The organism is Azospirillum sp. (assembly GCF_035627195.1).
Classification (GTDB): domain Bacteria; phylum Pseudomonadota; class Alphaproteobacteria; order Azospirillales; family Azospirillaceae; genus Azospirillum.
Genome location: NZ_DASPMG010000221.1, coordinates 1 through 16,553 on the forward strand (window position 1 = coordinate 1; position 16,553 = coordinate 16,553).

The following is a 16,553-nucleotide window of genomic DNA, read 5'->3' on the forward strand; positions in this document are numbered from 1 at the left end:
GGAATGGGGGCACACGCCGCTGCCCTGGCGGCGGGAGGAGGACGGCCCCCCCGAGACCTGCGGCTGCGGCCGGCCGGGCTGCATCGAGACGCTGTTGAGCGGCGGCGGGCTGGCGCGCCTGCACGCGCGGCGGACGGGCGAAGCGCTGGCCGGACCGGAGATCGCCGCGCGCGCCACGACCGGCGACGCGGCGGCGCGGGCGACGCTGGACCACTTCGCGGACGCGCTGGCGCGGGCGCTGGCGGTGCTGATCGACATCGTCGATCCCGACGCGATCGTCGTGGGCGGCGGGCTGTCCGGCCTGCCGGGCTTGTACGATTCGGTGCCGGCGCGCTGGGGCCGCTACGCCCTGGCGTCGCAGCCGCGCACCCGCTTGCTGCCGGCGCATCATGGCGCGGAAAGCGGCATGCGGGGGGCCGCGTGGCTGTGGCCGCGCTGACCACACGCATTGGCATGCGCCTTGCGTGGCTGCGGCCCATCCTTGATGGGGAAGCCCTTATGATCCGCAGAAAACCTGAGGGCCGGCGGTGCCCGCCCGCCGGTGTTTCGCACGTTGCAAACCGTTCTGCATATACTCGTATGCTAACGGGCGCGCGGCCGGAGCAGCGTGTCGATGCCGCCGCCCGTCACCTGGAGGCGGCGGCGGCGCAGCTAGAACCGTTGCTGGCGGGGAAGGGTGGCGCCGATGCGCACGAGGCCGTCGGGCTGATCATGGAGGCCTTGATGCGCCTGAACGAGGCGCGCCACCGGATCACGGAAACGGTGCCGACCGTCCGGGCGACGGCGGCCGAGTAGGCGGGTGGCCAAGTAGGCGGATAGAAAGACACCCCACCCGGGAGGCCCGGCGCGGTTACGCGGGGCCTCCGGCGGGGTCGGCAGTGCTCAGTCGGTGATCGTCTGCCAGAAGAAGAACGCGACGATCAGGGCGATGATGGCGAAGTCCATCGGGAGTCTCCCAAGGCATGGGTATGGCGGGATGGACGCCTCTATACGACAGAACGCGGCGGAGGGGGAGCGTGCAGTTCAGCACGGCTCCATTTTTCCGGCGATCCAGGTGGCGCGGGGGCGCAGATCCCCGTCCAAGTGGACGAGGTCGGCGGCGAGGCCCGGCGCGATGCGGCCGCGCTGGCCGTCCAGGCCCATGAACCGGGCGGGGTAGGTCGAGGCCATGCGCAGCGCCTCCTCCAGCGGGATGCCGATGCGCCGCACGCAGTTGCGCACCGCCGTGGCCATGTCGAGCGCCGAGCCGGCGAGCCGCCCGTCGGCGCTGACACAGCGGCCGTCGCGCACGGTGACGGTCTCGCCGTAGAGCGTGAAGTCGCCTTCGGGGGCGCCCACCGGGGGCATGGCGTCGGTCACCAGGAACAGCGTGCCCGGCGGCTTCGCCTTCCAGGCGAGGCGGACGGCGTCGTCGTGCACGTGGTGGCCGTCGACGATAATGCCGCAGTGGCAGGAGTCCTCGGCCAGTGCCGCGCCCACCGCGCCCGGCTCGCGCCCGGCCAGCTGGCTCATGGCGTTGTAGAGGTGGGTGACGGCGCCGATGCCGGCTTCAAATCCGGCGCGCATCTGCTCCCACGTCGCGGCGGTGTGGCCGGCGGCGACGCGCACCCCGGCGGCGGCCAGCGCGCGGATGGCGTCGGCCGGCACCAGCTCCGGCGCCAGGGTGACCAGCGTGGGGGCGGGGGCGAGGGATGTGAGGAGTGCAATGTCCTCGGCGTCCAGCGGGGCGATGAAGCGGGCGTCGTGCACGCCGCGGCGCTCCGCGTTGATGTGCGGCCCCTCCAGGTGGATGCCGAGGATGCCGGGCTCGCCGTCGGCCATGGCCTGCTGCACGGCGGCCACGGCGGCGCGGCGCACGTCCCGCGAATCGGTGATGACGGTGGGCAGCAGGCCGGTGGTGCCGAAGCGCCGGTGCGCGCGGGCGATGCGGCGCAGCGTCTGTGCGTCCGGCGACTCGTTGAACAGCGCGCCGCCGCCGCCGTTGACCTGCAGGTCGATGAAGCCCGGCGCCAGGATGCCGCCGCCCAAGTCGCGCACCGGCACGCCCGCCGGCACGTCGCCGGCCGGGCGGACCTCGGCGATCCGGCCGCCGTCGATCAGCACAGCCGCACCGGGCAGCACGGCGTCGCCGGTGTGGACGGCGGCGTTGGTCAGGGCTTCCATGGGCATAGTCCTCCTGCCGCGGCAGCTAACCTCCGGCCCGGAGTCGAGGCAAGGGGCATGCACGAAATCCACCCGCGATCGGCCGATCGTTGCGCCCGAGGAGACGCGTCGGGGGTATTCCTTTCGTCAGGGCTTGCCTTAAGCGGGGGTTTTCTGGCAGAAAAAAGGCCGCTGAGAGCAGCGGCCTGAGTTTAGGGAGGAAACGCCCAAGAAGGGCGAAGCAGCAATCGCTTGCTGCACTGCAAAATTAACAAATCCACACCCCACGGCAACAGCAAAAACACGGCCCCCTCGCGGGGCCGTTGTGTTTTGGGGGTGCGGTGTTGCCCCAGCGCAACAGTTGGTTATCGGGTCTGATGATCGGGCCGTGACATGCTGGCGTGAGAAGCGTTCCCCCAGGGTACCGGACCACAGGGAGCCCCCCGCGCATGCCGCATGCTGACCATCCTTCCGCCCTGCAAAGCTTCGACTCGCTGGCGGCATCGCTGGGCGGGCGCCGCCCGGCGGTGTTCCTCGACTACGACGGAACGCTGACGCCGATCGTGGCGCGGCCGGACCTCGCGGTGCTCGACCCGGAGACACGGGCGGCGGTGGCCGCGCTGGCGCAACGCTGCCCGGTGGCGGTGGTGAGCGGGCGCGACCTCGACGACGTGCGGGGGCTGGTGGGGATCGACACGCTGGTCTACGCCGGCAGCCACGGCTACGACATGCGCGGTCCCGGCCTGCGCACGCAGATCGGGCTGGAGTACGTGCCGGCGCTGGACGCGGCGGAGGCGGACCTGCGCGCCAAGCTGGCCGGCGTGCCGGGCGTGCTGGTGGAACGCAAGCGCTTCGCCATCGCCGTGCACACGCGCCAAGCCGACCCGGCGGCCAAGCCGGCGGTGGCGGAGGCGGTGCGCGCCGTGGTGGCCGCGCACGCCGACCTGCGCCTGACCGGCGGCAAGGAGATCCACGAGCTGCGCCCCAACCTGCCGTGGGACAAGGGCCGCGCGGTGCTGGCGCTGATCGACGCGCTGGGCCTGCGGGACGCGGTGCCGCTGTACCTGGGCGACGACGAAACGGACGAGGACGCCTTCCGGGCGCTGGACGGGCGCGGCATCGGCGTGCGCGTGATGGACACGCCCGGCCCGACCGCCGCCGGCTGGAGCCTGCGCGACCCGGCCGAGGTACGGGCCTTCCTGGAGCGGCTGACGGAATACATCGGCCAATTCACGGGCCGTTAAGGACGCGGGCGTAGGCTCGGCCTTGAGGATTCGAGCGGCATTGGAGGCATCGCCATGGACATCAGCCCGACCGGCGCACCGGCGATGCCGCTTCCCGACCCCATGGCGGCGGCCCTGGCCGGCGTTCAGAACGCCCAGGCGCGCGCCGACGCCGCAACCCAGCAGATCGCGTCCGGCAACCTCGACCCGGCGGTGATCGTCGACGTGACCTCGGCGCAGCTGGACTTCGCGGTGAACGCCAAGGTGCTCCAGACCAGCGCCGACATGACGAAGAAGCTGCTGGACGTGACGGCGTAGCGCCTGACGTTACACCGCCAGATACGCCTTGCGCGCGGCCTCGTCCTCGCGCAGGGCGGCCATGGTGCCTTCCCAGCGGATGCGGCCCTTCTCGATGACGGCGGCGCGGTCGGCGACGGCGGCGGCGAAGGCGAGGTTCTGCTCCGACACCAGGACCGACAGCCCCTCCGCCTTCAGGGCGCGGATGGCGTCGGCCATCTGCTGCACGATGCGCGGGGCCAAGCCCTCCGACGGTTCGTCGAGGAGGAGGAGGGCCGGGTTGCCCATCAGCGTGCGGGCGAGCGTCAGCATCTGCTGCTCGCCGCCGCTCATGCGGCCGCCGCGGCGGTCCTTCATCTCGGCCAAGTTGGGGAACAGGGCGTAGAGCCGATCGGGCGTCCAGGTGGGGGCTTGCGTGCGGGGATCCTGGCGGCCGACCTCCAGGTTCTCGCGCACGGTCAACTCGGTGAAGATGCGCCGCTCCTCCGGCACGTAGCCGACGCCGAGGCGGGCGATGCGGTGCGGGGGCAGGGCGGCGATGTCGCGCCCGGCGAAGGCCACATGGCCCTGGCGGCGGTCGACGAGGCCCATGATGCCCTTGAGCGTGGTGGACTTGCCGGCCCCGTTGCGGCCCATCAGCGCCACCACCTCGCCACGCCCCACGGTGAGGTCAACGCCCATCAGGATGTGTGCGCGGCCATACCACGCGTGCAGGTCCCGCACCTCGAGCAACGGCGCGCTCACAGCCCCTCTCCCAGGTAGACGGCCTGCACGCGCTCGTCGGCGCGCACCGCGTCGGGCGGCCCTTGCGCGATCAGCCGGCCGCGGTCGAGCACCAGGATGCGGTCGGCGTGGCCGAACACCACGTCCATGTCGTGCTCGGTGAACAGCACGGCGAGGCCGCGCTCGCGCACCAGGGAGGAGGTCAGCGCCATCAACTCCTGCCGTTCGGATGGGGCCATGCCGGCCGCCGGCTCGTCCATCAGCAGCAGTTGCGGCTCGCTGGCCAGCGCCATCGCCAGCTCGACCCGCTTGAGGTCGCCATAGGCCAGCACGCCGCAAGGGCGCTCGGCGAGGGGGGAGATGCCGACGCGCTCCAGCATGGCCATGGCCTCGTCCCGGCAGGCGTGCGTGGCGCGGGCGAGCAGCCCGTGCAGGCGCCCCAGGCGCGAGAGCAGCACCATCTGCACGTTCTCGCGCACGGTCATGGAGGCGAAGGTGGCGGTGATCTGGAAGGTGCGCGCCACACCCATGCGCCAGATGCGGCGCGGCGGCAGGCCGACCAGCTCCGCCCCGTCCAGGCGGATGCTGCCGGCGTCAGGGCGCAGCTGGCCGTTCAGCAGGTTGAAGCAGGTGGTCTTGCCGGCGCCGTTCGGGCCGATCAGGGCCAGCAGCTCGCCCTCGTGCAGGGCGAAGGACACGTCGTCCACCGCCTTGACCCCGCCGAAGGCGCGGCACAGACCCTCCACCGCCAGCCGGGTCATGCCGACTCCTCCGCGTCGGCCCGGCCCGACGAGGGGCCGCGCGACCACAGGCGCCGGGCGAAGCCGACGATCCCGTCGGGGAAGGCCAGAACCAGGGCGATGATGATGAGGCCGAGGATCAGGCGCCAGTACTCGGTCAGGCGCATCACCTCGGTCTCCAGCAACTGGAAGACCACCGCACCCACGACGGGGCCGGTCACCGTCTGGATGCCGCCCATCAGCACCATGACCAGAGCGTCGACCGACACCGGCACGGCCATCAGCGTGGGGAAGACGCTGCCCTTGGAGAAGGCATAGAGGCCGCCGGCCAGCCCGGCGCAGGTGCCGGCCAGCGTGAAGGCCAGCCACTGGTGGCGGCGCACGTCGATGCCGATCGCCTCCGCCCGTAACGCCGAATCGCGGCCGGCGCGCAGCGTGTAGCCGAACGGCGCGAAGGCGGCCCGGCGCAGCAGCCAGATGGCGCCGCCGGCCAGCACCAGCGTGAGTTCGTAGTAGACCGCCTTGGAGGAGGCCCAGCCCGGCGGCCAGACGCCGAGGATGCCGTTGTCGCCGCCCGTCACCGCCGACCACTGGAACGCCACCGACCACGCGATCTGCGCGAAGGCCAGCGTCAGCATGGCGAAGTAGAGGCCCGACCGGCGCACGCAGAACCAGCCGGCCAGCAGCGCCCCCAGCCCGGCCAGCAGCGGCGCGCCGGCCAGGGCCAGCGGCATCGGCGCCTCCAGGTGCTTCACCAGCAGCGCCGCCCCGTAGGCGCCCAGCCCGAAGTACGCGGCGTGGCCGAAGGAGACGAGGCCGCCCAGCCCGATCAGCAGGTGCAGGCTGGCGGCCACCAGCGCCAGGATGATCACCTCGGTGATGATGATCAGCGCGTACTCGCCGGCCACCAGCGGCACCAGCGCCAGCACCAGCAGGATGGCGAGCGGCGCCAGCGACGCCGCCCGCCCGCCGGTGACCAGCGGCGGACCGGCCGCGGATGCCGATGGCGGCGCGTCCTCCTTGCGGCCCAGCAGGCCGTAGGGGCGCAGCACCAGCACCACCGCCATGAACAGGAACACCAGCACCAGCGTGATCTGCGGGAAGACCAGGATGCCGAACGCCTGCAGCTGGCCGATCAGCAGCGAGGCGACGGCGGCCCCGCCCAGGCTGCCCATGCCGCCGACGACCACCACGACGAACGCCTCGACGACGATGGCCATGTCCATGTGCAGGTTGACCGCCTCGCGCGGCACCTGCAGTGCGCCGCCCAGCCCGGCCAGGGCGGAGCCCAGGAACAGCACGCCGGTGAACAGCTTGGCCTGATCGACGCCGAGTGCGGCCGCCATCTCGCGGTCCTGCGTGGCGGCGCGCACCAGCGTGCCCCAGCGCGTGCGGTGGAACAGCAGAAGCAGCGCCGCCAGGACCACGGCGCCCAAAACGATCAGGGCAAGGTCGTAAAGCGGGAAGGGCCGTCCCATCACGTCCACCCCGCCGCGCAGCAGCGGGGCGCGGCGGCCCAGCAGATCCTCCGGCCCCCAGGCCCAGGCGGCGACGTCCTGGATCACCAGCACCACGCCGAAGGTGGCGAGCAGCTGGAACAGCTCCGGCGAGCGGTAGAGGCGGCGCAGCAGCACCACCTCCATCACGGCGCCCAGCGCGCCCACCAGCAGGGCCGCCAGCAGCACGCCGCCCCAGAAGCCGTAGACGGTGCCGCCCCAGCGCTCCACGAGGCTCCAGGCCAGATAGGCGCCCAGCATGTAGAAGGAGCCGTGCGCGAAGTTCACGATGCGGGTGACGCCGAAGATGATCGACAGCCCGGACGACACCAGGAACAGCGTCGCCGCCTGCGCCAGACCGCTCAGGAACTGGACGAGGTAGAAGTCCATCGCTGACACCGCGCCGCCGGCGCGGCTACTCCGCCGGCCGCAGGGTGCGGACCACGTCGTCGGGCGGCAGGTAGGCGGCGCCGTCGGCGTAACGCCAGTCGACCATCGTCGGCTTGCCGTCCTTCACGCCGGTCTTGCCGACGAAGGCGCCCATGGTCGCCTGATGGTCGACGGCGCGGAAGGTGATCTGGCCGAAGGGGCTGGGCAGGGTCAGGCCGGCCAGCGCGTCCACCACCTTCTCCGGCTCGGTCGATCCGGCCTTGGCGATGGCGGCGGCGACCGCCTTCATCATGGCGTAGCCGACCACCGAGCCCAGGCGCGGCGTGTCGTTGAAGCGCTTGCGGTAGGCGTCCAGGAAGGCCTTGTGGTCGGGCGTCTCGATCTGCGCCCAGGGGTAGCCGGTGACGATCCAGCCCTGCGGCGCCTCGTCCTTCATCGGCTCCAGGTATTCCGGCTCGCCGGTCAGGACGCTGACGACGGTGCGTTTCTCGAACAGGCCGCGGTTGTCGCCCTCGCGCACGAACTTGGCGAGGTCGGCGCCGAAGGTGACGTTGAAGATGGCGTCGGGGTTGGACGCGGCCAGCGCCTGCACGGTCGGCCCGGCTTCCAGCTTGCCCTGGGCCGGCCACTGCTCGGCCACGAACTCGACGTCCGGGCGCTTGGCCTTCAGGAGCTGCTTGAACCAGTTCACCGCCGACTGGCCGTATTCGTAGTTGGGCGCCACCGTGGCCCAGCGCTTGGCGGGCAGCTTCGCCGCCTCCTCCACCAGCATGGCGGCCTGCATGTAGGTGCTGGGGCGCAGGCGCCACGTGTAGCGGTTGCCCTTGGCCCAGGTCATGGCGTCGGTCAGCGGCTCGCCCGCCACGAAGGGCACCTTGTTGCGCGCGGCGAAGTCGGCCACCGCCAGCCCGACGTTGGAGAAGTAGGTGCCGGTCAGCAGATCCACCTTCTCGTTGCTCAGCAACTCGCCGGCGATGCGCACGGCGTCGTCCGGCTTGCCGGCGTCGTCGCGCGAGATCACCTCCAGCTTGCGGCCGCCGAGCAGGCCGCCGGCCGCGTTCACTTCCTCCACCGCCAGCTGCCAGCCGTTGCGGTAGGGGACGGTGAAGGCCGGCAGGCCGGTGTAGCTGTTGATCTCGCCCACGCGGATCGGCGCCGGGGTTTGGGCGGAGGCGGGCGCGGCGCCGGCCAGCAGCAGCGCGGCGGCGCCAAGCAGGTGCAGGGTGTTGCGGCGGTTCATGGGTGGTCCGGCATCGTCAAACGGTCGGGAAGGGCGGGCGGAAGCCTTGCGGCCCCCGCCGTTCATATCAAACCCGCGCGAAAAGTCACCGTTCCGGTTCGCCGCCCCCGCGAAAGAATTACCGAGCGAAGGATTGGGCGAAAGAATTACATCAGCCGGGCCAGCAGATCGAGGAACTGCCGGCGCTCGTCGTCGTTCAGCGGCTCCAGCGTGCGGGCGTGCGCCTGCACGGCGTTCGGCAGCAGCGCCGCGACGGTGGTCTGGCCGTTGCGGGTCAGGCGCACGCTGGTGCGGCGGCGGTCCTGCGGGTCCGGATGGCGCTCCACCAGACCGCGCTCGACCAGGCGCAGGATGACGCCCTGCGTGGTGGCCGGGTCCATGTAGGTGAGGCGGCCGAGCTGGTTCTGCGATAACGCGCCTTCGCGCTTCAGCGTTACCAGGGCGGACCACTGCGTGGGCGTCAGCTGCCCGTCGCCGATGGTTTCCAGGAAGATGCCGCTGGCGCGCTGGTGGGCGCGGCGCAGGCGGTGGTTGATCTGCTCGGCCAGCGAGTATTCCTCGGACAGCGCGGCATCCTGGGCGAGCGGTTGGGCGAGCGGCTCCTGGCTGTTGGCCGGTGCCAGGTCCGTCTCGATCTTGTAAGCAGTCATCGTGCGCATGTCCGTCGCCTCGCTTTTGTCGCTACCGCAGGAGCGTCCCCGGACGGAGTCGCCCGGAGTCACGGCGTGTCGTTTAGGTCCTTCGGCGAGTTCCGCCTCGGTTATCTATGCCCTAGGTAATACCTCTTAAGAACAAGAGTAGGGAACGGTGATTCGTGCGGCAACGGATTCCGAAGCCGTTTGCTGCGGCATACGGCCACAGTTATGGCAAATTCCGGGCGAAATTTAAGAAAATGCTAACTATAAGCGCGCCTACGGCCCCGACTCGCAGGATCGAGCGGGGCCGTGCCGGGCGCGACTCGGGGCGTGCCGATCAGGGAGCGCGTTTCGGGGGAAGGGTCGACGGCGGCGGCGTGCGCTCCTCGGTGGAGTGCGGAATGTCGCCTTCCGGCGGCGTCACGCCGCCGGGCGTGTAGGGGGGCGTGGTCTGGTCCGCCGGGCGCTTCGGCGATTTCGGCAGGTCGCGGGGTGCGTTGACGTCGTTGGCCATGGTCTGTACCTCCTGGCCTGTGACCTGTGCGCGGCGGCGGCGCGGTCAACCGGGCACCCCTTCCGGGCAGCCGGTCGTTCGCCGCGCCGCGCCGCCGTATTGGAGGCCCCCATGGCCGCGCCCGAAGCCCGTCCCGAGATCCTGGTCGTCGGCCGCAACAGCGTCCTGGCCGGCGCGTTCGCCGCCTGCGCGGCGCGGCCGCCGTGCCGCTTCGTCAGTCACGGCGAACTGGACCGTCCGGGCGTGTTCGACGGCATCCGTACGGTGGTCAACTTCGCGCTCCATCCGGACACCCGGCGCACGCCCTACGATCCGGCCAAGGACGCCGACCTCGCCGTCGGCCGCGCCGCCGCCGACCGGGCGCTGGGCTTTGTCCTGCTCAGCACGCGCAAGGTCTATGACCCGGCCGCGCTGGCCGACCTGGAGGCCGGCGGGGCGGCCGAGGATGCGCCGCTCGGCCCCACCGACCATTACGGCGCCAACAAGCTGCGCACGGAGGAGGCGCTGCGCGCCCTGCTGGGCGAACGGCTGACGGTGCTGCGCATCGCCAACATTGTGGGCTTCGACCGGGTGCCCGGCCGGGCCATGTTCATGAACCGCATGCTGGACACGCTGGCGGCGCAGGGGTGCATCCGCTTCGACGTCAGCCCGTTCGTGCGGCGCGACTTCCTGCCCGACGACGATTTCGCCCGTGCCCTGGCGGCGGTGCTGGAGCGCGGCCTGACCGGCACGTTCAACGTCGGCTCCGGCTACGCGGTCGAGGTGGGGCGGCTGGCGCTGTGGGTGATGGAAGGGTACGGGGCCGGCGAACTGCGCATCACCGACCCGCGCCACCACGACGAGTTCGTCCTGAACGTCGACCGCCTGCAGACCGCCATCGGTCCCTTGAGTCCCGCCGGGCGGCTGGAAGAGCTGTGCCGCGCGGTCGGCCGGCGCCTGCGTTCCGCCGAGTAGATCTATAACCTTCGTCTTGGTCCGCGATGAAACGGGCGGCGTGGTTGCGCGTAAACAGCGTGTTTTGTTGCGCCAGGAACACAGCGGCGCGCAAAAACCCTGGCGGCCTTGCTTCACTGTTGCCTTGGCGTCACGGTGTGAGTTGTCTTTGCATCCATTGACCGTTCCGGCGCGGGACGGCGTACAATGCATTCCCTTGGCCGTCTAGCCTTAGCGCGGTGACCCAATGAAGCACACCTCCCTGTCGATTTTCGCCCTCGCCGTCACGGCGGCCGGCCTGACCGTCCAGACTTCCGCTCCGGCCACCGCCCAGGATCTCCAGCGTGGCGAGACGGTGCTGGAGCGTCGCCGCCCCGAGGTCGAGCAGCTCGGCGTGCGCGCGGGCGGGTTCAACATCCTGCCGCGCGTCGAGGCGGGCACGACCTACGACAGCAACGTCTTCGCGACGCAGGACAACACCGAGCACGACTTCATCTTCCTGCTCCGCCCGCAGGTGGCCGTGCGTTCCGACTGGAACAACCACGCCCTGAACTTCACCGCCCAGGCGGACGTCGCGCGCTTCCGCGAGTTCAAGCGCCTGAACTACGAAGACTACCAGCTCAACGCCAACGGCCGACTGGACATCACGCGCAGCACCGCGCTGTCGGCCGAGCTGTTCCACCGTCGCAACCACGAGAGCCCGGGCGACCCGGACGTGCTGTTCTCGGTCGACGAGCCGATCATCTATCGCACCACCGGCGGCGAGGTGGGGGTGCGCCAGACCTTCAACCGCATCCGCGCCCGGCTGAGCGGTCAGGCGACCTACTACGAGTTCGACGACGCCAGGCTGGTGGGCGGCTTCATCGATCCGCAGGACGACCGCAACCGCTGGGAATACGCCGGCACGGCGCGCGTCGGCTATGAGTTCATGGACGGCTACGAGGCCTTCGTCCAGGGCGCGCTGAGCAAGACCAGCTACCGCCGCGACACCGACTTCGCGGGCTTCGAGCGCGATTCGACGGGCCAGGAGTTCGCCGTCGGCGCCTCCGCCGACCTGACCGGCCTGCTGACCGGCGAAGCCTACGTCGGCTACCTTTCCAAGGATTACAGCGATCCGCGCCTGAAGGACTTCAGCGGCATCGGCTTCGGCGGCTCGCTGACCTGGACGGTAACGCAGCTGACCACCGTGCAGGGCCGGGTCAGCCGGACGGTGCGCGAAACGACGGCGTTCCAGGGCGTGGCCCTGGCGTCGAGCTACACCCGCACGCTGTTCGCCGTGGGCGTCGACCACGAGCTGCTGCGCTCGCTGCTGCTCAACGGCCGCATCCAGTACCGCCAGGACGAGTTCAACGGCATCGACCGCTCGGACAAGGTCTACACGCTGGGCGCTGGTGCCACCTACAACATCAACCGCAACCTCTTCCTGACGGGCGGCTACACCTTCGAGAGCCGCAAGTCGAACAGCGTCAACGATTACAAAGACAACCTCATATACCTGCGCCTCGGCGCTCAGCTTTAAACAGCGCTGAAGTCATAGGGGTCGTAGGTCAGGTATAAAGGCGCCCGCCAATTCGGCGGGCGCTTTCGTTTTGGGGACCTCCAAAGGGGTCTAGCCGATCCGCCCCCAGGGGGTAATTCGTCTCCACTTTTTCCCGAACCGCCGCGAGTTGCTACTTTCTACTCGGAACCACCGGGGGCTGCCGCGCCGGGCGCGGCAATCCGTTCGGCAACACGAGCGAGGGAAGGGTTTGGGATGAATCGACGTAAGTTGTTCCGCGTGCTCGGGATGTCCGTGATCGGCGCCGCCGTCGGCGCCGGTATGTCCGGCTGCGCCGGCATCGACGCCCCGATGGAGCCGGAAGGCCTGGCGATGTCCACCGACTACCGCCTGGGCCCGGGCGACGCCGTGCGCGTCATCGTCTTCGGTGAGGACCAGCTGTCGGGCGAGTTCCGCGTGGACGGCGCGGGCCAGGTCGCCATGCCGCTGATCGGCGAGGTGCCGGCCAGGGACCGCACCACCCGCGCGCTGGAGCAGGACATCTCCAAGCGCCTGTCGCAGGGCTACGTCAAGGACGCCAAGGTCAGCGTCGAAGTGCTGAACCACCGCCCGTTCTTCATCCTGGGCGAGGTGCGCAACCCCGGCCAGTACCAGTACGTCAACGGCATGACCGCGCTGTCGGCCATCGCCATGGCCGGTGGCTTCACCTACCGCGCCAAGGAGGACTTCATCCTCATCACGCGCGGCTCGGACCCGAAGAAGGGGACCTACAAGGCCCCGATCACCACGCGGGTCATGCCGGACGACGTGGTCCGCATCGCCGAGCGCTATTTCTGATCGGCTCGGACGGGCGCCCACGGAGGTCCCTGCCGCCGCGTCCGTACGGACGCGCACGACCGAACCCCGCCGGCTTATCCGCCGGCGGGGTTCTTCCGTTCCGGGGGGCGGCCCCCTCGGTTCAGCCGCTGTAGGGGTCGCCGCGGGTGGGGCCCTTCTTCTGTCCGGGCGGCATGCGCGCGTTCTCCGGTGCGATGCGGTCGTCGGCGATGGCGGGAGGCGGCCGGGTGCCGGCGGCCTCGTCGTCGGTGCCCAGGGGGGCCGCGGCGGGGTCGGGGTGCGGGACCTTGTCGCCGGTGCGCCCGGCGTCGATGTCGGTGCGCAGGCGCTCGGCCGCCGTGTTGGGCGGGCGCTTGGTCGGATCGTTCTCAGAAGCCATGCGGGCAGCCTTCCGTCGGCGTTCGGTTGCGGGACGTTCGTCCCCTGTGAACCGAGGCGCCGCGGGCGGGTTCCCGTCAGGAATAGGTCCCGTCAGGAATAGGTGAGGAACAGGAAGCCGACGATCGTCACCGTCATGGCGACGACGAGGGCCAGGGCGCCGCGGCCCAGCGCCCCCTGCCGGTGCAGCGCCACGCCGACGCCGATGATGGCGGCGCCGAGGACGAGGAGGGTGATCGCGCGTTCTGCGTCCACGGGGGCCTTCTAGCGGCTGGAGTTCGGCGGCGCGAGGCCGCTCAGGAGGTTCACCCCGGCCGAATCGAGCAGCAGCAGCGCTAGTTCGATGGCGTCCTGGCGGGTCAGCAGGTACTCGCGGTCGGTGATGCGGACGCCGACGCAGTCCGGATCCTCCGGGAAGGAACGGACCAGGAAGCCGAGCGGGCGCCCGGCACCGTCGGTCCCGCCACCCGCGTGCTGCTGGTCGTGACTCATGCGTCGTGCCTCCCACCGGGATCGTAGCACGGACCGTTGATTGAGCAATTCATCCGAAACGCACCTGCTGCCCGAATCGCTGCCCGAATCGCCTATTGCGGCGCGGCGCGGCGGATGTCCCGGGCGGTCAGGTGGATGTTGGCGTCGGGGTCGAGCGCGCGATCGGTGATGCGCAGTTCCACGGCCCGTTCAAACACCGCCGGTTCGAGGCTGACGGCCTGCAGCGCCTCCTCCGGCTTCGGGGTGTGGCCGAGCAGGGTCTGCAGGGCGCGGCGCGGCACGAAGACGCGGCCGCGGTACTCTCCGACCTCGACGGCGAATTCCACCGCATCGGCCTCCTCGTTCCAGACCGGCTCATCGGGGAAGACGAAGATCGGCATGGCGCCTCGCAGAAAAACGGCCCGCCCGGTCGGCGGGCGGGCCAGTTGAACAGGGAGGCGACCCCATGGCGTCGGGTCGACTCGGAATCTAACGCGTCCCGCCTCTCCGCGCGAAAGGGGAGGCGGGGTACGGGACGGCGAAGCCGGGCGGCTCCGTTCGATGTCGGAATGCGAGAGAGACGCAGGCCGAATCGGCGATCCCGGCTCCCTGCATAGGCCGACCGGTGCGCGAATCGACGAAAGCCCAATGCGACGAAAAATGGTGCCGGATGCAGGATTTGAACCCGCGACCTTCTGATTACAAATCAGCTGCTCTACCAACTGAGCTAATCCGGCATGCCGTGCGACGACGGGGGCACAGACTAGCGTCCCGCCGCGCCGCGGACAAGTGCGCCTACCGTCGCCGTGCAACCTCGTACAGCGCCACGGCGGCGGCGTTGGACACGTTCAGGCTGCCGATGGGCCCTTGCGTCGGCAGGCGGGCGATCTCGTCGCAGCGCTCCATGGTGAGGCGGCGCAGGCCGGGACCCTCGGCCCCCAGCACGATCGCCGTGCGCCCGGAGAAGTCCAGTTCCGCCAGCGTGCGCGCACCCGACTCGGCCAGCCCGACGCACCAGAAGCCCGCCTGCTGAAGTTGCCCCAGAGCCTGGGCGAGGTTGCCGACGCGAATCAGCGGCACGGCCTCCAGGGCACCCGACGCGCTCTTGGCCAGCACGCCGGTCACCTCGGGCGCGTGCCGCTCGGTGACCAGGACGCCGCGTGCGCCGAAGGCCGCGGCGGAGCGCAGGATCGCGCCGACGTTGTGGGGGTCGGTCACCTGATCCAGCACGATCACCAGCATCCGCGAATCGACACCCGCGGCGGTGCACAGCTCGTCCAGGCCCATCTCCGGCAGCGGGCCGGCGTCGAGCGCCACGCCCTGGTGCACGGCGCCGGGCGGCAGGATGCGGTCGAGCTCGGCGCGCTCCACCGGAGTCGGCTCGGGGCGGGCAATTCCCTGCCGCTTGGCCTCGGCGAACGCGTCGGCCAGCGCCTCTAGGCCCGAATCAGTGGCCAGAAGACGGCGCACGCGGCGCTCCGGATTCGTCCAGGCGGCGGCCACGGGATGGATTCCGTACAGCATTCCGGCCGGCGCGCCGCCATGCCCGCCGGGGCGCCGCTCGCCCCCGCGCGGCGCCTCGGGACGGCGCTCGCGGCCGGGCTTCTGGCCGTGAGAGCGTTCATTTTGGCCGGTTTTCGCGGCGGCGGAGGGGGCGGGCTTGCGGGGGCGGGTCATGGCACTCCGGGGGCGGAAGTCGCGGGTCGGAGGACCTGTATAAAGAATTCTTCGCTCCGTGCATTCAGACGTGTTGACACGGCCCGAAAAATTCTCATAGTGCGGCTTCCGTTCGGGGCGCACCCCCGGAACGGCGTAGGAAGGGTGGCCGAGTGGTTAAAGGCAGCAGACTGTAAATCTGCCCGCGTCAGCGTACGTAGGTTCGAATCCTACCCCTTCCACCATCTCATTCTAGGGCTAGCCGGGAGCGCTGCTTCCGGACGGCGGCGCAAGCGGAGCTTGGTACTTAGGCGGGTGTAGCTCAATGGTAGAGCAGAAGCCTTCCAAGCTTACGACGAGGGTTCGATTCCCTTCACCCGCTCCAGTCTGCGCGCCTTCCGGAGACGAGCAGTTCCAGGCCGGCCCTTTATCTGTGCCTCGGGAACGTCGGGAACGAAAGACACGGCAATGGCGAAGGCGAAATTCGAGCGGAACAAGCCGCACTGCAACATTGGCACCATCGGCCACGTCGACCACGGCAAGACGTCGCTGACGGCGGCGATCACGAAGGTGCTGGCCGAGAGCGGCGGCGCCACCTTCACCGCCTACGACCAGATCGACAAGGCGCCGGAAGAGAAGGCGCGCGGCATCACCATCTCGACCGCGCACGTGGAGTACGAGACGACCAACCGTCACTACGCCCACGTCGACTGCCCGGGCCACGCCGACTACGTGAAGAACATGATCACCGGTGCGGCGCAGATGGACGGCGCCATCCTGGTGGTCTCGGCCGCCGACGGCCCGATGCCGCAGACGCGCGAGCACATCCTGCTGGCCCGCCAGGTCGGCGTGCCGGCGCTGGTGGTGTTCATGAACAAGGTCGACATGGTCGACGATCCGGAGCTGCTGGAGCTGGTCGAGCTGGAGGTGCGCGAGCTGCTCTCCTCCTACCAGTTCCCTGGCGACGAGATCCCCATCGTCAAGGGCTCGGCGCTGTGCGCGCTGGAGGACCGCGAGCCGGCGATCGGGCGCGACGCGGTGCTGTCGCTGATGGCCGAGGTCGACCGCTACATCCCGCAGCCGGAGCGTCCGAAGGACCGTCCGTTCCTGATGCCGATCGAGGACGTGTTCTCGATCTCGGGCCGCGGCACGGTGGTGACGGGGCGCGTCGAGCGCGGCGTGATCAAGGTCGGCGAGGAGGTCGAGATCGTCGGCCTGCGCGCCACGACCAAGACCACGGTCACGGGCGTGGAGATGTTCCGCAAGCTGCTCGACCAGGGCGAGGCGGGCGACAACATCGGCGCGCTGCTGCGCGGCACCAAGCGTGAGGACGTGGAGCGCGGCCAGGTTCTGGCCAAGCCGGGCTCGATCACGCCGCAC

Annotated in this window: 20 protein-coding genes and 3 tRNA genes; 10 read left to right on the plus strand and 13 right to left on the minus strand. The window is 70.4% G+C overall.

Annotated features, from left to right (window positions below; translation table 11 throughout):
- Both VED21_RS20080 and VED21_RS20085 read left to right on the plus strand, forming a co-directional pair.
- The coding region (locus VED21_RS20080) for an ROK family protein (protein ID WP_324885318.1) at positions 1 to 439 on the plus strand (439 nt) is incomplete at its 5' end.
- A 140-nt stretch (positions 440 to 579) separates the two neighbouring features.
- The gene (locus tag VED21_RS20085) at positions 580 to 795 is read left to right on the plus strand and encodes a hypothetical protein (protein ID WP_324885320.1); all 216 of its coding nucleotides are present in this window, start codon (positions 580 to 582) and stop codon (positions 793 to 795) included.
- Positions 796 to 1,023: 228 nt separating this feature from the next.
- Here the strand turns inward: VED21_RS20085 and nagA are convergent, their stop codons facing one another.
- Positions 1,024 to 2,163, minus strand: coding sequence for an N-acetylglucosamine-6-phosphate deacetylase (gene nagA / locus VED21_RS20090; protein WP_324885322.1), 1,140 nt, complete (start codon positions 2,161 to 2,163; stop codon positions 1,024 to 1,026).
- 428 nt (positions 2,164 to 2,591) lie between these two features.
- Between nagA and otsB the strand changes: the two genes are divergently transcribed.
- Entirely contained in the window at positions 2,592 to 3,386 is a 795-nt protein-coding gene (gene otsB / locus VED21_RS20095; RefSeq protein WP_324885324.1) for a trehalose-phosphatase, read from the plus strand.
- 54 nt (positions 3,387 to 3,440) lie between these two features.
- Positions 3,441 to 3,683 carry a hypothetical protein gene (locus VED21_RS20100; RefSeq protein ID WP_324885326.1) on the plus strand — a complete coding sequence of 81 codons (243 nt, stop codon included), beginning with the start codon at positions 3,441 to 3,443 and terminating at the stop codon, positions 3,681 to 3,683.
- Positions 3,684 to 3,692: 9 nt separating this feature from the next.
- On the opposite strand, the gene VED21_RS20105 is transcribed toward VED21_RS20100, so the two are convergent.
- The 6 genes from VED21_RS20105 to VED21_RS20130 form a co-directional block, all read right to left on the minus strand.
- Complete coding sequence (locus tag VED21_RS20105; protein WP_324885328.1) at positions 3,693 to 4,406, minus strand: ABC transporter ATP-binding protein; 714 nt, start codon at positions 4,404 to 4,406, stop codon at positions 3,693 to 3,695.
- Positions 4,403 to 5,146: an ABC transporter ATP-binding protein gene (locus VED21_RS20110; protein WP_324885330.1), complete on the minus strand. Its 744-nt coding sequence runs from the start codon at positions 5,144 to 5,146 to the stop codon at positions 4,403 to 4,405. Before VED21_RS20110 ends, VED21_RS20105 begins: the two co-directional genes overlap by 4 nt.
- Positions 5,143 to 7,011, minus strand: coding sequence for an ABC transporter permease (locus VED21_RS20115; protein WP_324885332.1), 1,869 nt, complete (start codon positions 7,009 to 7,011; stop codon positions 5,143 to 5,145). Before VED21_RS20115 ends, VED21_RS20110 begins: the two co-directional genes overlap by 4 nt.
- Before the next feature lie 25 nt (positions 7,012 to 7,036).
- Positions 7,037 to 8,251, minus strand: a complete 1,215-nt coding sequence (locus tag VED21_RS20120; RefSeq protein ID WP_324885334.1) for an ABC transporter substrate-binding protein — start codon at positions 8,249 to 8,251, stop codon at positions 7,037 to 7,039.
- A 146-nt stretch (positions 8,252 to 8,397) separates the two neighbouring features.
- On the minus strand, positions 8,398 to 8,910 hold the full coding sequence (locus tag VED21_RS20125) for a MarR family transcriptional regulator (RefSeq protein ID WP_324885335.1): 513 nt from the start codon (positions 8,908 to 8,910) through the stop codon (positions 8,398 to 8,400).
- A gap of 313 nt (positions 8,911 to 9,223) precedes the next feature.
- A complete protein-coding gene (locus VED21_RS20130) occupies positions 9,224 to 9,400 on the minus strand; it encodes a hypothetical protein (RefSeq protein WP_324885337.1) in 177 nt (58 codons plus the stop codon).
- A 111-nt stretch (positions 9,401 to 9,511) separates the two neighbouring features.
- Between VED21_RS20130 and VED21_RS20135 the strand changes: the two genes are divergently transcribed.
- From VED21_RS20135 to VED21_RS20145, 3 genes are all read left to right on the plus strand, one after another.
- Positions 9,512 to 10,354 (plus strand): NAD-dependent epimerase/dehydratase family protein, encoded by an 843-nt coding sequence (locus tag VED21_RS20135; protein WP_324885339.1) that lies wholly within the window; start codon positions 9,512 to 9,514, stop codon positions 10,352 to 10,354.
- 226 nt (positions 10,355 to 10,580) lie between these two features.
- Entirely contained in the window at positions 10,581 to 11,852 is a 1,272-nt protein-coding gene (locus tag VED21_RS20140) for an outer membrane beta-barrel protein (RefSeq protein ID WP_324885341.1), read from the plus strand.
- Positions 11,853 to 12,086: 234 nt separating this feature from the next.
- Entirely contained in the window at positions 12,087 to 12,668 is a 582-nt protein-coding gene (locus tag VED21_RS20145; protein WP_324885343.1) for a polysaccharide biosynthesis/export family protein, read from the plus strand.
- A gap of 121 nt (positions 12,669 to 12,789) precedes the next feature.
- Here VED21_RS20145 and VED21_RS20150 read toward each other — a convergent pair whose 3' ends face one another.
- The 6 genes from VED21_RS20150 to rlmB all read right to left on the minus strand — a co-directional run bounded on the left by VED21_RS20150 (position 12,790) and on the right by rlmB (position 15,041).
- Positions 12,790 to 13,047 (minus strand): hypothetical protein, encoded by a 258-nt coding sequence (locus VED21_RS20150; protein ID WP_324885345.1) that lies wholly within the window; start codon positions 13,045 to 13,047, stop codon positions 12,790 to 12,792.
- A 92-nt stretch (positions 13,048 to 13,139) separates the two neighbouring features.
- Positions 13,140 to 13,301, minus strand: a complete 162-nt coding sequence (locus VED21_RS20155; protein ID WP_324885347.1) for a hypothetical protein — start codon at positions 13,299 to 13,301, stop codon at positions 13,140 to 13,142.
- 9 nt (positions 13,302 to 13,310) lie between these two features.
- Positions 13,311 to 13,538 (minus strand): hypothetical protein, encoded by a 228-nt coding sequence (locus tag VED21_RS20160; RefSeq protein WP_324885349.1) that lies wholly within the window; start codon positions 13,536 to 13,538, stop codon positions 13,311 to 13,313.
- Between the two features lie 92 nt (positions 13,539 to 13,630).
- The gene (locus VED21_RS20165) at positions 13,631 to 13,918 is read right to left on the minus strand and encodes a DUF1488 family protein (protein ID WP_324885351.1); all 288 of its coding nucleotides are present in this window, start codon (positions 13,916 to 13,918) and stop codon (positions 13,631 to 13,633) included.
- 260 nt (positions 13,919 to 14,178) lie between these two features.
- Positions 14,179 to 14,254 (minus strand) — tRNA-Thr (locus VED21_RS20170).
- 58 nt (positions 14,255 to 14,312) lie between these two features.
- Positions 14,313 to 15,041, minus strand: coding sequence for a 23S rRNA (guanosine(2251)-2'-O)-methyltransferase RlmB (gene rlmB / locus VED21_RS20175; RefSeq protein ID WP_324885353.1), 729 nt, complete (start codon positions 15,039 to 15,041; stop codon positions 14,313 to 14,315).
- A gap of 291 nt (positions 15,042 to 15,332) precedes the next feature.
- Between rlmB and VED21_RS20180 the strand changes: the two genes are divergently transcribed.
- The 3 genes from VED21_RS20180 to tuf form a co-directional block, all read left to right on the plus strand.
- A tRNA-Tyr gene (locus VED21_RS20180) sits at positions 15,333 to 15,418 on the plus strand.
- Positions 15,419 to 15,484: 66 nt separating this feature from the next.
- Positions 15,485 to 15,558, plus strand: a tRNA-Gly gene (locus tag VED21_RS20185).
- A gap of 83 nt (positions 15,559 to 15,641) precedes the next feature.
- Positions 15,642 to 16,553: elongation factor Tu (tuf, locus tag VED21_RS20190; protein ID WP_324885355.1), on the plus strand; the 912-nt coding region annotated here is incomplete at its 3' end.

Excerpts from the sequence above, each read along its gene's own strand:
- VED21_RS20085 (WP_324885320.1), top strand. The coding sequence starts at position 580 with ATGCTAACGGGCGCGCGGCCGGAGCAGCGTGTCGATGCCGCCGCCCGT.
- nagA (WP_324885322.1), bottom strand. The coding sequence starts at position 2,163 with ATGGAAGCCCTGACCAACGCCGCCGTCCACACCGGCGACGCCGTGCTG.
- otsB (WP_324885324.1), top strand. The coding sequence starts at position 2,592 with ATGCCGCATGCTGACCATCCTTCCGCCCTGCAAAGCTTCGACTCGCTG.
- VED21_RS20100 (WP_324885326.1), top strand. The coding sequence starts at position 3,441 with ATGGACATCAGCCCGACCGGCGCACCGGCGATGCCGCTTCCCGACCCC.
- VED21_RS20110 (WP_324885330.1), bottom strand. The coding sequence starts at position 5,146 with ATGACCCGGCTGGCGGTGGAGGGTCTGTGCCGCGCCTTCGGCGGGGTC.
- VED21_RS20115 (WP_324885332.1), bottom strand. The coding sequence starts at position 7,011 with ATGGACTTCTACCTCGTCCAGTTCCTGAGCGGTCTGGCGCAGGCGGCG.
- VED21_RS20120 (WP_324885334.1), bottom strand. The coding sequence starts at position 8,251 with ATGAACCGCCGCAACACCCTGCACCTGCTTGGCGCCGCCGCGCTGCTG.
- VED21_RS20125 (WP_324885335.1), bottom strand. The coding sequence starts at position 8,910 with ATGCGCACGATGACTGCTTACAAGATCGAGACGGACCTGGCACCGGCC.
- VED21_RS20130 (WP_324885337.1), bottom strand. The coding sequence starts at position 9,400 with ATGGCCAACGACGTCAACGCACCCCGCGACCTGCCGAAATCGCCGAAG.
- VED21_RS20135 (WP_324885339.1), top strand. The coding sequence starts at position 9,512 with ATGGCCGCGCCCGAAGCCCGTCCCGAGATCCTGGTCGTCGGCCGCAAC.
- VED21_RS20140 (WP_324885341.1), top strand. The coding sequence starts at position 10,581 with ATGAAGCACACCTCCCTGTCGATTTTCGCCCTCGCCGTCACGGCGGCC.
- VED21_RS20145 (WP_324885343.1), top strand. The coding sequence starts at position 12,087 with ATGAATCGACGTAAGTTGTTCCGCGTGCTCGGGATGTCCGTGATCGGC.
- VED21_RS20150 (WP_324885345.1), bottom strand. The coding sequence starts at position 13,047 with ATGGCTTCTGAGAACGATCCGACCAAGCGCCCGCCCAACACGGCGGCC.
- VED21_RS20160 (WP_324885349.1), bottom strand. The coding sequence starts at position 13,538 with ATGAGTCACGACCAGCAGCACGCGGGTGGCGGGACCGACGGTGCCGGG.
- VED21_RS20165 (WP_324885351.1), bottom strand. The coding sequence starts at position 13,918 with ATGCCGATCTTCGTCTTCCCCGATGAGCCGGTCTGGAACGAGGAGGCC.
- rlmB (WP_324885353.1), bottom strand. The coding sequence starts at position 15,041 with ATGCTGTACGGAATCCATCCCGTGGCCGCCGCCTGGACGAATCCGGAG.